At 68.3% G+C, this 13,400-nt stretch carries 13 protein-coding genes and 1 other RNA gene; 6 read left to right on the top strand and 8 right to left on the bottom strand.

Going from position 1 to position 13,400, the window contains the following annotated elements; all coding sequences use genetic code 11:
• Nucleotides 1-89 precede the first annotated feature (89 nt).
• A complete protein-coding gene (lgt, locus tag C7416_RS12870) occupies nucleotides 90-908 on the top strand; it encodes a prolipoprotein diacylglyceryl transferase (protein ID WP_111519288.1) in 819 nt (272 codons plus the stop codon).
• 21 nt (nucleotides 909-929) lie between these two features.
• Here lgt and C7416_RS12875 read toward each other — a convergent pair whose 3' ends face one another.
• Complete coding sequence (locus tag C7416_RS12875) at nucleotides 930-1,949, bottom strand: M48 family metallopeptidase (RefSeq protein WP_111519289.1); 1,020 nt, start codon at nucleotides 1,947-1,949, stop codon at nucleotides 930-932.
• Between the two features lie 6 nt (nucleotides 1,950-1,955).
• A complete protein-coding gene (locus tag C7416_RS12880) occupies nucleotides 1,956-3,047 on the bottom strand; it encodes a YjgN family protein (RefSeq protein ID WP_111519290.1) in 1,092 nt (363 codons plus the stop codon).
• A 764-nt stretch (nucleotides 3,048-3,811) separates the two neighbouring features.
• Here C7416_RS12880 and C7416_RS12885 point away from each other — a divergent pair.
• The 5 genes from C7416_RS12885 to C7416_RS12905 all read left to right on the top strand — a co-directional run bounded on the left by C7416_RS12885 (nucleotide 3,812) and on the right by C7416_RS12905 (nucleotide 9,695).
• On the top strand, nucleotides 3,812-4,552 hold the full coding sequence (locus C7416_RS12885; RefSeq protein WP_111519291.1) for a GntR family transcriptional regulator: 741 nt from the start codon (nucleotides 3,812-3,814) through the stop codon (nucleotides 4,550-4,552).
• A 69-nt stretch (nucleotides 4,553-4,621) separates the two neighbouring features.
• Nucleotides 4,622-6,055, top strand: a complete 1,434-nt coding sequence (locus tag C7416_RS12890; protein ID WP_111519292.1) for a malonyl-CoA decarboxylase domain-containing protein — start codon at nucleotides 4,622-4,624, stop codon at nucleotides 6,053-6,055.
• Nucleotides 6,056-6,220: 165 nt separating this feature from the next.
• Nucleotides 6,221-7,231 carry a Bug family tripartite tricarboxylate transporter substrate binding protein gene (locus tag C7416_RS12895; protein WP_111519293.1) on the top strand — a complete coding sequence of 337 codons (1,011 nt, stop codon included), beginning with the start codon at nucleotides 6,221-6,223 and terminating at the stop codon, nucleotides 7,229-7,231.
• Between the two features lie 44 nt (nucleotides 7,232-7,275).
• Nucleotides 7,276-8,058 carry an enoyl-CoA hydratase/isomerase family protein gene (locus C7416_RS12900; protein WP_111519294.1) on the top strand — a complete coding sequence of 261 codons (783 nt, stop codon included), beginning with the start codon at nucleotides 7,276-7,278 and terminating at the stop codon, nucleotides 8,056-8,058.
• An 83-nt stretch (nucleotides 8,059-8,141) separates the two neighbouring features.
• The gene (locus tag C7416_RS12905) at nucleotides 8,142-9,695 is read left to right on the top strand and encodes a malonate--CoA ligase (RefSeq protein WP_111519295.1); all 1,554 of its coding nucleotides are present in this window, start codon (nucleotides 8,142-8,144) and stop codon (nucleotides 9,693-9,695) included.
• A gap of 79 nt (nucleotides 9,696-9,774) precedes the next feature.
• Here the strand turns inward: C7416_RS12905 and C7416_RS12910 are convergent, their stop codons facing one another.
• The 6 genes from C7416_RS12910 to C7416_RS12935 form a co-directional block, all read right to left on the bottom strand.
• Nucleotides 9,775-10,473, bottom strand: coding sequence for an SIMPL domain-containing protein (locus C7416_RS12910; protein WP_111519296.1), 699 nt, complete (start codon nucleotides 10,471-10,473; stop codon nucleotides 9,775-9,777).
• A 133-nt stretch (nucleotides 10,474-10,606) separates the two neighbouring features.
• Nucleotides 10,607-11,431 (bottom strand): sulfite exporter TauE/SafE family protein, encoded by an 825-nt coding sequence (locus tag C7416_RS12915; RefSeq protein WP_111519297.1) that lies wholly within the window; start codon nucleotides 11,429-11,431, stop codon nucleotides 10,607-10,609.
• Nucleotides 11,432-11,506: 75 nt separating this feature from the next.
• Nucleotides 11,507-11,989, bottom strand: coding sequence for an EVE domain-containing protein (locus C7416_RS12920; RefSeq protein WP_290367825.1), 483 nt, complete (start codon nucleotides 11,987-11,989; stop codon nucleotides 11,507-11,509).
• A gap of 118 nt (nucleotides 11,990-12,107) precedes the next feature.
• A non-coding RNA gene (gene ssrS / locus C7416_RS12925) (6S RNA) lies at nucleotides 12,108-12,325 on the bottom strand.
• Between the two features lie 234 nt (nucleotides 12,326-12,559).
• The gene (locus C7416_RS12930; RefSeq protein WP_062801552.1) at nucleotides 12,560-12,892 is read right to left on the bottom strand and encodes a cell division protein ZapA; all 333 of its coding nucleotides are present in this window, start codon (nucleotides 12,890-12,892) and stop codon (nucleotides 12,560-12,562) included.
• On the bottom strand, nucleotides 12,889-13,194 hold the full coding sequence (locus C7416_RS12935; protein ID WP_018008044.1) for an MreC domain-containing protein: 306 nt from the start codon (nucleotides 13,192-13,194) through the stop codon (nucleotides 12,889-12,891). Before C7416_RS12935 ends, C7416_RS12930 begins: the two co-directional genes overlap by 4 nt.
• Between the last annotated feature and the right edge of the window lie 206 nt (nucleotides 13,195-13,400).

The raw sequence follows: 13,400 nt of genomic DNA on the forward strand, positions 1-13,400 counted from the left end.
TGCCGTGCAACCTTCGCCGCACCCGCGCGTCATACCAGGCGCCGCACCGCCGGCGCCGCCGCTGCCCCACAACCACCATTCACGCCAACATGCTGATTCATCCCCAGTTCGACCCGGTTGCGATTCACCTGGGCCCGCTTGCGATCCGCTGGTACGGGTTGATGTACCTGGCCGGGTTCGTCATGTTCCTGTGGTTCGGGCGCCTGCGCATCCGCCAGCCGCATATCGCTGCCAAGGGCTGGACCACGCGCGACCTCGACGACATGCTGTTCTTCGGCGTGCTGGGCGTGATCCTGGGCGGGCGGCTCGGCTACGTGCTGTTCTACAAGCCGTCGTACTACCTGTCGCATCCGATGGAGATCTTCAAGGTGTGGGAGGGCGGCATGGCCTTCCATGGCGGCTTCCTCGGCGTGGTGGTGGCGATGTGGCTGTTCGGCCGGCTGCGCCGGCGCCACTGGATGGAAGTGACCGACTTCATCGCGCCGATGATCCCGTGCGGGCTGGCCGCCGGGCGCATCGGCAACTTCATCAACGGCGAGCTGTGGGGCCGCGCCACCGACCTGCCGTGGGGCATGATCTTCCCGCAGGCAGGCGACAACATCCCGCGCCATCCGTCGCAGCTCTACCAGTTTGCCGGCGAGGGCGTGGCGCTGTTTATCATCCTGTGGCTGTTCGCGCGCAAGCCGCGGCCGATGGGCGCGGTGTCGGGCGTGTTTCTGATCGGCTATGGCGCGTTCCGCTTCGCCGCGGAATTCGCGCGCGAGCCCGACAACTTCCTGGGCCTGCTGGCGCTGAAGCTGTCGATGGGCCAGTGGCTGAGCCTGCCGATGATCCTGGCGGGCATCGCCATGGTGATCTGGGCCTACCGCCGCCAGCCCGGCGCCGGCGCGCCGCAGCCGGCGGCCTGAGCCCCGCCTGCCCAGCGCGCGCTAGCGGCCGGCACGGCGCAGCGCGTCGATGCGCGCCTGCGTGTGCGGGTGCGTCGACAGGAAGTCCTCGCCACGCCCGGCCTGCGCTTCGTCGGGCTTGCCCTCGCGCTGCTCCAGCGCCACCAGCACGTCGGCCAGCGCCGCGGGCGGAAGGCCGTTGCGCTGCATGACGTCGATGGCATAGGCGTCGGCCTCGCGCTCGTGGTCGCGCGAATAGCGCAAGGTCAGCATGGCGGCGGGCACGCCCGCCAGCACCGACGAGATATCGCCGAACAGGTAGGCCGACAACGCGGCCAGGGCCGAGCCCTGGATCACCTGCTGCAGCCCGTGGCGTCGCGCCACGTGGCCCGCCTCGTGGGCCAGCACGCCCATCAGGCCGGCGCCGGTGCCCGCCAGGCCGACCAGCTCGTCGGTGACGATGATGGTGCCGCCCGGCAAGGCCAGCGCATTGGCGCCGATCTCCCCGCCCTGGCGGAACAGGACCTGGTATTCGTGCGCCGCATCGCGCGGGCGCCGCAGCGCCGCGAAGCCCTCGCGGATGCGGGCCTGCTCGGCGGCCGGCAGCTGCGTCGGCGCGAGCATGCCGTGGTCCAGGCTCTCCAGCGTCAGCTGGCCGAGCCGGGCCTCCAGTTCGGCCGGCACCGCGCGTGCCAGCATGCCCGCGCCCCACGGCAGCAAGACGTAGTAGCCCAGCACCAGCACCGCCACCAGCGCCGCCACGGCCAGGCCGGCGAGGCGCCAGCTGTTCTGCGCGCGCGTCACCAGGCCGTCGCGGTGGCCGGTGGCCGCCAGCAACTGGTCGAAGGCGGCATGGTCGGTGACCTCGCAGAAGGCCCCGTCGACGAAGGTGACCAGCCGCGGCGCGCGGCGCACGCGCTCCGACACGCGCAGCTGCGACAGCGGCGCGCGCCGCAATTCGGTGCCGTCGGCGTCGCGCAGCACGGCCTGCTGCGCCTCCACGGCCAGCGTGGCCGGATGCGCGCGCGACGAGCGCCCGTCGAAGAAGGTGACCGGGACCATGGCGCGTCAGAGCGCGATGTCGATGTCGTACCAGTCTACCGCCGCGTCGCCCAGCGCGCCCACCTGCTGCGCTTCGCCGGCGACGAAGCTGTCGAGCGGGCCGGCCGCGAGCATGGTCACGCACTGCAGCCGGTAGCGCGTGGCGCGCACGCGCGCGAACGGCAGGAACAGGCCGAGCGTCAGCGCGATCGCAATCAGGTTGGTGACAAAGATAAAGACCATGCGCGCGGCGCTGACCTCGCTGCGGAACGCGTGCGGCGCCAGCGTGGTGTGGCTCCACACCACGTTCTGCAGCCGCGCCATCAGGTAGGGGCTGACCGACAGCATGCCCAGGTAGAAGCCGGCGATGCCGAAGCCAAGCAGCGCCGCCGCGCCGAAATTGCCGATCCCCGGCGCCATCAGGAAGCCGGCCGCGGCCATCACCAGCGTGCCCGCCAGCACCACGCCGAAGGCGCGCAGGTAGGCCCGGTAGAAATCGCCTGCGCCGGCGTGGAAGCCGAACGGTGCCGTGCCGAAGCGGGTGTGGTTGTGCTGGTAGCGCTTGAAGCGCTGGTGCGCCAGCGGACCAAGCAGGCCCAGCGTGGCTACCGCGGCCAGCGGCCACAGCACGAATACCCGGTAGGCCTCGGCATCGCCGCCGGTAAAGCCGAAGCGCAGGCCGCGGTAGCTGGAGTTGGCCATGCGGAAGCGCAGCGAGCGTACCAGCAGCAACGGGAACACCGCCAGCAGCACCAGCAGCATCGCCAGCGCCAGGAACGGCGAGAAGGTCGACGCGAACTGGAACGCGAGCACCAGCCCGAATACGATGGCCCGGCCTTTCAGGATCGCCGACGGCTTGCCGTGATAGTCGAAGCTGGCGCCGTCCAGCCGCGTATTGCGATAGAAATACTGCAGCGTGCGCACCTTGGCCCAGGCGGAATAGATGCCCAGCGTGACGAGGGTCAGCAGCGCATTGACGATCCAGATGCGGAAATATTCCGAGCCCGACCCAGTGAAGCTCAGGCCCAGCGGCCGCAGCGCGGCGGCGCGAGGGCCGGCGGGCGATGCCGGTTCGGCCGGGGTGGCGGCCAGGGTGAAATCGCTGCTGCCAGCTTGCATGGCATGACCTCCAGAGTGATGTGCGATGGCTACAGGAAGCCGGCGGGGATATCCGCGGCGGCCGGCGCCTGTTTCAAAAACGCAACGATGGCAGGCAAGGCGATTGCGGCGACGGCCTCACATTCTGACACCGATAAATATCGCCGACGGCACAATTTGTATGGCCGCGCGCAGCCAGCCCATGTCGCAAGGTCCCCACCATGGAAAACCCTCGTAACACTTTGGAAACATCCTGTTACACTGATCTCATCCTGTAACAAATCGCGGTTCGGTGCCATCCATAAAATCAAGGGCTTAGCCCGACTGGCACGTAAATCGCTAGTGTCATTGTTACAAGATGAGCGGCGAGCCACAGCCGCCAACGGCAGTGCCAGGGGGGAGTACGGCTCTTCGGGTCGAGAGTTACGCTAGCCGCGCTGCACGGATCAAAGGGCACGGGAAAATCCACGCGCGTTGGCGCGTTTGCAACAGGGGTGGCGCGGGGCCAGCGCCAGGTCAATCCATGGACCCACGCGACGGATGCATTCGTATCCGCCAGCGATGAATCACGCAGTTCGGCAGTTCTTTTCAGGCGCGGGCGTTTCCTTGCGGGGAGGCAAGGGACGCCCGCCGCACCTCATCACATCATTCCCGCTGGACCTGCACGCACGACCTTGCAGTGCACCATCGAAAGTCCTTGTATCGTTCGCGCCCTAATCCATAATTATGAATTATGGGATCCGATGCACACGCCATTGGATTCTCCGTGCGATACAGGAGATGGCATGCGCATCGTCCAGCAGGCGCTGTACCTGGAAGTGGCAGACCGGCTGCGCGCCATGATCGACGCGCATACGCTGGTGCCGGGCGCTTGGATCGACGAAAGCGCGATGGCCGAAACCCTGGGCATCTCGCGCACGCCGCTGCGCGAGGCGCTCAAGGTGCTTGCCGCCGAAGGCCTGGTGCGGCTGGAGCCGCGCCGCGGCTGTTTCGTCAATGAACTGTCCGAGCAGGACCTCGACGAGATCTTCCCGCTGATGGCGCTGCTCGAAGGGCGTTGCGCCTATGAGGCTGCGCGCAACGCCACCCGTGCCGACCTCGACGCGCTCGACGGCCTGCACGCGGACCTGGCGCGTTATGCGCAGGCCGGCGATATCGACGCCTACTACGAGACCAACGCCCAGATCCATGAAGCGATCCAGCGGCTGGCGGGCAACCGCTGGCTGAGCGGGCTGATCAGCGACCTGCGCAAGGTGCTGCGGCTGTCGCGCCACAAGAGCCTGAAGCTGCCGGGGCGGATCCACGAATCGTGCGCCGAGCACCTGAGCGTGTTTGCCGCGCTCAAGGCGCGCGACCCGGAAGGCGCCGAAGCCATGATGAAGACCCACTTGCTGCGCCAGCGCGGCGCGCTGCAGGCGCTCGACGCCGGCGGCGCCGCGATGGCGCAGGACGTAACCGACCTACCCGAGGTAAAGGCGGGCGTGCGCGCCCCGCCGGCCTTGCGCGTGGCGGGCGCCGAAGACTGACTCCCGCACACCGCCACGCCAGCCACAGTTTCCCCACGTTCACATCGATGCATCAAAGGCAGGTACCGCATGAACTCCTTCGATACGGGTGACCAGAAGATCAGCGCGCCGCTGGGCGAGAGCGAGCCGTCCAGCTCCAATATCCTGTCGCGGCTGGGCCGCTGGTGGGGGCGCAAGGGCGAGGCCGACGCCAGGGCCAATGGCGACGCCAGGGCCGCCACGCCGGCCGATGGCGAGGCGCCACTGCCGGCGCGCGTGGTGCGCCGCCAGCGCGAGCAGTTGCGCCTGTGCTTCGATGCGCGCCTGACCGACGGCGCTGCCAATGCCGCCGCGCAGGCCTGGCAGGCCGAATACGAAGCCGCCGGCGAGGCCACGCGGCACGGCATGCTGGCGGTGCTGGCCGAAGTGGCCAGCAACGGCAGCGAAGAGGCCGCGGCCGAGGGCGACAAGGGCGCGCGCGCGGGCCAGGCGCAGTCCAACGCCCGCATCCGCTTCTTCAAGCGGCTGGCCGCGCTGCATGGCCAGCGCGGCAACAGCGCCTGCGGGTTGCATTTCCTGATCCAGCTGCGCGCCGACATGCTGCGCTGGCAGCGCCGCATGCCCGGGCTGCGCCCGCTCGACGACGACCTCGAGGGCTTGTTCTCGAACTGGTTCGACGTCGGCCTGCTCGAGCTGCAGCCGATCACCTGGGACTCGCCCGCGTCGCTGCTGGAAAAGCTGATCCGCTACGAGGCCGTGCACGAGATCGCCTCGTGGACCGACCTGCGCAACCGGCTCGATTCCGACCGCCGCTGCTACGCCTTCTTCCACCCGCGCATCCCGCGCGAGCCGCTGATCTTCGTCGAGGTGGCGTTTGCCCCCGAGATGGCCGCCGACGTCCATACCCTGCTGGACGAAGCCGCGCCGCTGGAAGACCTGCGCCGCGTCAAGTGGGCGATCTTCTATTCGATCAGCAATACGCAGGCGGGGCTGCGCGGCGTCAGCTTCGGCAACTTCCTGCTCAAGCGCGTGATCGAGGAAGTGCAGCGCGAATTCCCCAAGGTCAAGCAGTTCGCTACGCTGTCCCCGATCCCGGGCTTTGCCGACTGGCTGCGCAAGCAGGACGGCGAGGCCGTGGCGCGCGTGCTGGGCGACAAGCGGCTGGCGCGCTGGAGCGAGCGCCACGGCGACGCGCCCGTCGACGGCGCGGCGTGGCTTGAGGCGCTGGCGCCGGATGCCGCCGATGCCGTGGTGCGCGACACCGCGCTGACGCTGGCCGCGCATTTCCTGGTGCGCGAGCGCAACCAGTCGATGCCGGCCGACCCGGTGGCGCGTTTCCACCTCGGCAACGGCGCCTGCGTGGAACGGCTCAACTGGGGCGCCGACCTGTCGCGCAAGGGCCGCAGCCAGAGCTGCGGCATGATGGTCAATTACCTTTACGTGCCCGAGGCGCTGGATGACAATCTGGCACGCCTGGGCGCAGGCAACCCGCGCATCAGCCGCAGCGTCGGCAAGCTGCTGTGATCCTGGTCCGGTCACGGGGATTGTCCTTGCCCTTGCACCCGCGGCGCCTGGCGCGCCGCGACGTTTTGTCGGGAGCCATGTCGTAGAAGCAAAGCCAGCCGCTCAGTGCCCATGCGGGCGCGCGCGGCCATCAGATTGACTTTCCAGAAGAGAGAGGAGACAAAGATGAATCGTCGTCAGTTCAGCCTGGCCGCCTGCGCACGCGCAGCGGGCCTGGTCCTCGGCGTGGCCGGCATCGGTGCCGGCGCCATGCTCGCCGTCCCCGCGCACGCCGATACCTGGCCGTCCAAGCCGGTCACCGTGATCGTGCCGTTCCCCGCCGGCGGCGGCACCGACGCCTTCGCGCGCCCGCTGACCGCGCAGTTGTCCAAGCAGCTGGGCAAGCAGTTCGTGATCGACAACCGCGGTGGCGCCGGCGGCACGGTCGGCGCCAGCCTCGCATCCAAGGCCGCGCCGGACGGCTACACCGTGTTTATCGGCGGCGCCCACCACGCCATCGCGCCGTCGTTCTACAAGAAGCTGGACTACGACATCGAGAAGGACTTCATTCCGGTCACGGTGATCGCGCAGCCGCCGCAGGTGGTGGTGGTCAACCCCAACCGCGTCAAGGCCAACACGCTGCAGGAGCTGATTGCCTACGCCCGCGCCAACCCCGGCAAGCTCAACTACGGCTCGGCCGGCAACGGCTCGTCGCACCACCTGGCGGGCGAGCTGTTCAAGATCCAGACCAAGACCTTCATCACCCATATCCCCTACAAGGGCGCCGGCCCGGCACTGTCCGACCTGATCGCGGGCCAGGTCGACCTGATGTTCGACGGGCTCGGCTCGTCGGCGCAGCATATCCGCGCGGGCCGCATCAAGGCGCTGGCGGTGGCGTCGAACAAGCGCTCGCCCGCCTTCCCCAACGTGCCGACCGCGGCCGAGGCCGGCGTGCCCAACTACGAGGTGTCGACCTGGTACGCGATGTGGGTGCCCAAGGGCACGCCGAAAGACATTGTCGACCGCCTCTACGCCGAGACCGAGAAGGCGCTGAACACGCCGGAGCTGAAGCAGGTCTGGCTGAACAACGGCTCGGAAACGCCGGCGTTCACGCCGGAGCAGTTCGGCCAGTTCCAGCACGCCGAGATCCGCCGCTGGGCCCAGGTGGTGCAGCAGTCCGGCGCCAAGATGGACTGACGCAAGGTTATGCCCATGCCGATCCGAAGCCGGGGGACGCGCCCATGAGCGGCACCGTGCGATTTGCCACGCAGGGCACCACCGCCACCGTGACGCTGGCGCACGCGGGCAAGCTCAACGCCATTTCCGCGCAGATGTGGCGCGAGCTGGCGGCGGGCTTTGCGCGCCTGTCGGCGGACAACTCGTTGCGCTGCGTGGTGGTGCGCGGTGCCGACGGCAACTTTGCCGCCGGCGCCGACATTGCCGAGTTTCCCGCCGAGCGCGGCGACGAGGCCGCGGTGCGCCACTACCACATGGCCACCATCGCGCCCGCGCTGGCGGCGGTGGCGCAATGCACGCATCCCACCGTGGCGATGATCGAAGGCGTGTGCGTGGGCGGCGGGCTGGAAATCGCCTGCCATTGCGACCTGCGCATCGCCGCGTCGGACAGCCGCTTCGGCGTGCCGATCAACCGGCTCGGCTTCCCGATGGCGCCCGGCGAGCTGCAAGGCCTGCTGGCGCTGGCGGGCCGCGCCGCGACGCTCGAGATCCTGCTCGAGGGCCGCGTCTTCGATGCCGCCGAGGCGCGCGACAAAGGCCTGCTGACGCGCGTGGTCGAGCCCGCCGCGCTGGCCGCGGAGGTCGACGCCACGGTGCGCCGCATCGCCGCCGGCGCGCCCGCCGCGGCGCGCATCAACAAGGCCACCATCCACCGGCTCGCGCCGTCGCCGGCGCCGCTGTCGCCGGCCGACCTGGACGCGCATTTCGCCTATGCCGAAGGCGCGGACCACGCCGAAGGCGTCGCTGCCTTCCTGGCGCGCCGGCCACCACATTTTCGCGGGGAGTAGGGCGCGCCGACGGCACTGCTTCCCACCACCGATGTCTTCGATTTTTCAGCCAGCTTTTTTGAGCCTCTCGTTCGCTTCCTGCCATGAACGCCAACCTGTTCGCCCTGTTCGAATCCCGCTTCCCCGCTGACCGTACCGCCTGCTGCATCGAGACGCACGACGGCCTGTACTACAGCTGGGACGACCTTGACCGCGCCACCGCCAAGCTGGCCAACCTGCTGGCCTCGCTGCACCTGCCCGAAGGCGCGCGCGTGGCGGTGCAGGTGGAAAAATCGCCCGAAGCGCTGTTCCTGTACCTGGCCACGCTGCGTGCCGGCTACGTCTACCTGCCGCTGAACACGGCCTACCAGGAGGCCGAGATCGATTACTTCGTCGGCAATGCCGAGCCGTCGGTGGTGGTCTGCAGCAGCAAGAATTTCGGCTGGGTCTCCAAGGTCGCGTTCCGCCACGGCGTGAACCATGTGTTTACGCTGGACGACGACCGCAGCGGCTCGCTGCTGTCGCGCGCGGCGGGCAAGCCCGACACCTTCGAGACGGTGGCGCGCGCCGACGATGACCTCGCCGCCATCCTCTATACCTCCGGCACCACCGGCCGCAGCAAGGGCGCGATGCTGAGCCACCGCAACCTGGCCTCCAACGCGCAGACGCTGCACGAATTCTGGGGCTGGCGCAGCGACGACGTGCTGCTGCACATGCTGCCGATCTTCCATGTGCACGGCCTGTTCGTCGCCTCGCATGGCGCGCTGCTGGCCGGTGCCAAGATGATCTGGGCGCCCAGGCTGGACATGGCGCAAGTGCTGAAATTCCTGCCGCGCTGCACCGTGATGATGGGCGTGCCGACCTACTACGTGCGCATGCTGCAGGAGCCGCGCTTCGACGACGACACCTGCCGCCGCATGCGCCTGTTCGTGTCGGGTTCTGCGCCGCTGCTGCTGGAAACCTTCGACGCCTTCCGCGAGCGCACCGGCCATACCATCCTGGAACGCTACGGCATGAGCGAGACCGTGATGCTGGTGTCCAACCCCTATGACCCGGCGCTGGGCGAGCGCATCGGCGGCACCGTCGGCATGCCGCTGCCGGGGGTGTCGGTGCGCGTGGTCGACGGCGACGGCAAGCGCTGCGCGCCAGGCGAGATCGGCAACGTCGAGGTGCAGGGCCCGAACGTGTTCCAGGGCTACTGGCGCATGCCGGAAAAGACCCGCGAAGAGTTCACCGACGACGGCTGGTTCAAGACCGGCGACGTCGGCCGCTTCGGTGGTGCCATCGTCAGCCAGGCCGGCGAGCGCGCCGTGCCGGACTACTACCTGACCATCGTCGGGCGCAGCAAGGACCTGATCATCTCGGGCGGCTACAACGTCTACCCGAAGGAAATCGAGAGCTTTATCGACGAGATGCCGGGCGTGGCCGAGAGCGCCGTGATCGGCGTGCCGCACGTGGATTTCGGCGAGGCGGTGGTGGCGGTGGTAGTGCGCAAGCCCGGTGCGGACATCGACGAGCGCGCGCTGATCGGCACCCTCAAGGGCCGCATCGCCAACTTCAAGGTGCCCAAGCGCGTGCACGTGGTGGACGAGCTGCCGCGCAACACCATGGGCAAGGTGCAGAAGAACGTGCTGCGGGAGAAGTTTGCGGGGCTGTGAGGAACCGCGGAAGGCTGGGGGGTGCTCCCTCGCCCGCAAGCGGGAGAGGGAGCACACAAGTGGTCGATCGAACGCCAGCTTATTTCAGCATCTGCACCGACCCGTTGACCGACACCGTCACCTGCGTCTTGCCGCCCTCAACCGGCACCGGCACCGCGGCGTCGGCCATCATGGCCTTGGCGGCGCCGTACATGCGCGGCACCGGCGGCACCATGCCGGTCTCGTTCACGTTCACTTCACGGATGGTGTAGCTGTTGTAGCCGAACAGTTTGGTGGTGGCCTGCGCCTTGTTGCGGAACGAGGCAATGGCCTGCTCGGCGAGCTTGGCCTCGGCAGCCTCGCGCGCTTCGCGCGACAGCGAGAAGGCGATGTTCTGCACCTGCATCTGGCTGGCCAGCTCGCCCGCGAGCCTGGACACCGCCGCGAAATCGCGCGACTTCAGGATGACCTCGGAGCGCCCGCGCCAGGTGCTGATGCGGCCGTTGCGGTCGGTGCTGGGGTGGATGGTGAAGCCGCCGGATTCGGCGGTCACGCCCTGGACGCGGCGCGCCTGCGTGATGACGGCCTGGGTCCGGGTCGACAGGCCCGAGGAGATCGCCGCCGGTTCGGCGCCCTCCTGTTCCGCGGCCAGCGTCAGGTGCACGATGTCGGTCGGCACCTCGGTGACGGCCTGCGCGGTCAGCGACAGCACGCCCGACGGCGTTTCGGTGGGACCGCCGTGCGCCGAGGCGACGACGGCGGTGGTGCCGAGCAGGGTGGCGGCGAGCCATTGCTTCATGTGGTTCTCCCAATCAAGACGTGATGGGTATCAGACGTGGCCGCGAGGGCGATCGTTCCTCGACATTGCAAACGATTGTTGCGGTGGCGTCGCGCGAGCGATCTTGCTTCCCCCGTGCGGGTGACGTGGATCGTCAGAATGCCTGCCAGGCCTTCCACAACATATACGTGGCCAGGCACAGCAGCAGCACGGCAAAGACCTTGCGCAGCTGGCCCACATCCATGCGGTGCGCGGTGCGCGCGCCCAGCGGCGCGGTCAGCACGCTGGCCGCGGCGATCACCAGCAGCGCGGGCAGGTAGAGATAGCCGAGCGAGGCTGCCGGCAGTCCGGGCGCGTGCCAGCCGCTCCAGACATAGCCCGCCACGCTGGCCGCGGCGATCGGGAAGCCGAGCGCGGCCGAGGTCGCCACCGCATTGTGGATCGGCACGTTGCACCAGGTCATGAACGGCACCGAGACAAAGGCGCCGCCCGCGCCCACCAGGCTGGACAGGAAGCCGATCACGCCGCCCGCGCCGGCCATGCCGGCAAAGCCCGGCAGCTGGCGCCCCGGCTTGGGCCGGCGGTTGCGCAGCATCTGCAGCGCCGAAAAGCCGACGAAGCCCGCGAACGCCAGCGACAGCCAGCTGGTCTTCAGCGCCGCGAAGACCTTGCCGCCGCCGACCATGCCGCCGATCACGATGCCGGGCGCCAGCGCCAGCACGATCGGCCAGCGCACCGCGCCGCGCTTGTGGTGCGCGCGCACCGACGACAGCGAGGTGAACAGGATGGTGCCCATCGAGGTGGCGATCGCCATATGGACGATGGCTTCGCCGGCAAAGCCCAGGCTGGTGAACAGCAGCGTCAGGAACGGCACCATCATCATGCCGCCGCCCACGCCGAGCAGCCCGGCGCAGAAGCCGGTGAAGGCGCCCAGCGCGAGCAGGGCGGGGATCAGCACCGGCAGGTTGTCGAACGGCATCGTGTCAGCAAGTCGTTGTTTTTGTCGTCAGCCTTGCCGCGCAAGGCCTGCTTGGTTGCGGCTGCGCCCGGCCGGTCAGTCCATCAGCTTGCCGGTGATATAGCGCCATTCCGCCGGCGTCACCGGCGTGATCGAGAGCCGGTTGCCGCGCCGGAGCACCACCATGTCGGCCAGCGCTTCGTGCTCGCGCAGCTCGGCCAGCGGAATCAGGCGGCTCTTGCGTTCGAAGCGCACGTCGACCAGTAGCCAGCGCGGCGCCTCGGCCTTGGAGGCGGCGTCGAAATACGGGCTCTTCCGGTCGAACTGCGTAGGGTCGGGGTAGGGCGCGGAGCAGACCTCGGCCAGCCCGGCGATGCCGGGCTCGGGGCACGACGAGTGGTAGAACAGCACGCCGTCGCCGATGTGCATGGCATCGCGCATGAAGTTGCGCGCCTGGTAGTTGCGCACACCGGTCCACGGCAGCGTCCGTTCGCGGGCGAGGTCGTCGATGCTGGCCTCGTCGGGTTCCGATTTCATCAGCCAGTACTGGCGGGCGCGTTGGTTCTGGTTAGGGCTCACGGCGCTGCTCAGGAAAGGAAGGCCCGTGCGCAAGACACGGGCAAGCATGCGGGCAAAGAAAAGGCAAAGACAGAAGGCAAAGAAAAAGGCGATGGTTCAGAAAACCACCGCCTTTTAGGGGGTCCCCGCCTCGGCCGCTGGGTCGGCATCCTGAACCCAAGTGAGGTTCAGAGTGGCTGCGGAAGTCGCATTTCGGGTACATCATCCACTCAGGGAGTCCAGGCCAGGCCCGGACTATGAATGCGACGACGCGCTCGCCCACGCGACATAATCCCGCACCATGCAATGCATATCGGTTCAAGGAGTTTATGACCCTCACGAACCAGGCAGGGAAACTGTCAAACGTCTGACTGTCCACGTGCTGGATGTCAGACGTTTGCCGTTTCTAACAAGGATGGGATGAAAACGGCGGCCAGGCGCGGTAACCTGACCTGTCAGCTGCACTTCTGTGGTGCCTCGTGCAGTCTGGCTACACTATACACCGCGTTGCAGGGCATACCAAGTGTGCTCGCGCGTGTCGTTACATTTTGCGCGGCAGCGCGGCATCCGCAGCACATCCCAGCTTTGTGCTCAGCCGCGCGTACCGGTGCCCACGTGGGCATATTGGCGCAGCGCTTCGTCGGCGCGGTCGTTCAGTTCGCGGATGCGCGCGCGGATGGCGTCGACCGGGATCGCGCCCTCGGCCTGCTGCTTGCGCTGCAGCGACAGCAGGTCCGAGGCGATGCTGATCGCGGCCATCACCGCCACGCGCTCGACGCCCTTGGCCGCGCTGCCGCTGCGCAGCTTGTTCATCTGCGTGTCGACCAGGGCCACGGCCTCGAGCAGCGCGGCCTCGTTCTCGGGCGCTATGGCGAAGCGGTAAGCCTGGCCGGCGATGTTGACTTCGACTTGCTTGTTGCTCATGCGTGTTCTCCGGGGGCCTTGTGCGCCTCGGCCTCTTCGCCGAGCAGGTCGAGCTGGCGCGTGTCGCTGGCGGTCGGCAGCTTGTCAAGGATGGACTGGATGCGCAGCTGCGCCTCCTCGATCTTGATATTGAGCAGTTCGCGGTCGGCGGCCATGGCCTCGCGCTCGCCGCGCAACTGCGCGGCTTCGCCCTCCAGCCGCGCGATCTCGTCGCGCAGCCGCTGGTTCTCCGCCGCCAGGGTGTCCGCATGGTGCAGCACGCGCCCGATCTTGGCGGCCAGTTGTTCGAGTTCGGTGAGCATAGGGCCTGTCATGATGGGAGTAGTGTCAGGTATCGCGATTCTAGCCGATGCGCCGGCATGCACAATGCGGAGGAAAGGTTTGTGACCGGCCGCCCGCACGGAAGTTGCAGGCTTCTGCACCCAAGACGCCGCGAGAGTGTGACAAAACGCTACCACGCGGGCCATGCGCGCAGTGAGGTCGTCGCGTTGACGCGGGGGGCGAAACG

This window comes from Cupriavidus phytorum, from assembly GCF_003254285.1.
Classification (GTDB): domain Bacteria; phylum Pseudomonadota; class Gammaproteobacteria; order Burkholderiales; family Burkholderiaceae; genus Cupriavidus; species Cupriavidus phytorum.

What these genes read in the sequence shown, in the direction of transcription:
- lgt (WP_111519288.1), top strand. Translation starts at nt 90, where the DNA reads ATGCTGATTCATCCCCAGTTCGACCCGGTTGCGATTCACCTGGGCCCG.
- C7416_RS12875 (WP_111519289.1), bottom strand. Translation starts at nt 1,949, where the DNA reads ATGGTCCCGGTCACCTTCTTCGACGGGCGCTCGTCGCGCGCGCATCCG.
- C7416_RS12880 (WP_111519290.1), bottom strand. Translation starts at nt 3,047, where the DNA reads ATGCAAGCTGGCAGCAGCGATTTCACCCTGGCCGCCACCCCGGCCGAA.
- C7416_RS12885 (WP_111519291.1), top strand. Translation starts at nt 3,812, where the DNA reads ATGCGCATCGTCCAGCAGGCGCTGTACCTGGAAGTGGCAGACCGGCTG.
- C7416_RS12890 (WP_111519292.1), top strand. Translation starts at nt 4,622, where the DNA reads ATGAACTCCTTCGATACGGGTGACCAGAAGATCAGCGCGCCGCTGGGC.
- C7416_RS12895 (WP_111519293.1), top strand. Translation starts at nt 6,221, where the DNA reads ATGAATCGTCGTCAGTTCAGCCTGGCCGCCTGCGCACGCGCAGCGGGC.
- C7416_RS12900 (WP_111519294.1), top strand. Translation starts at nt 7,276, where the DNA reads ATGAGCGGCACCGTGCGATTTGCCACGCAGGGCACCACCGCCACCGTG.
- C7416_RS12905 (WP_111519295.1), top strand. Translation starts at nt 8,142, where the DNA reads ATGAACGCCAACCTGTTCGCCCTGTTCGAATCCCGCTTCCCCGCTGAC.
- C7416_RS12910 (WP_111519296.1), bottom strand. Translation starts at nt 10,473, where the DNA reads ATGAAGCAATGGCTCGCCGCCACCCTGCTCGGCACCACCGCCGTCGTC.
- C7416_RS12915 (WP_111519297.1), bottom strand. Translation starts at nt 11,431, where the DNA reads ATGCCGTTCGACAACCTGCCGGTGCTGATCCCCGCCCTGCTCGCGCTG.
- C7416_RS12930 (WP_062801552.1), bottom strand. Translation starts at nt 12,892, where the DNA reads ATGAGCAACAAGCAAGTCGAAGTCAACATCGCCGGCCAGGCTTACCGC.
- C7416_RS12935 (WP_018008044.1), bottom strand. Translation starts at nt 13,194, where the DNA reads ATGCTCACCGAACTCGAACAACTGGCCGCCAAGATCGGGCGCGTGCTG.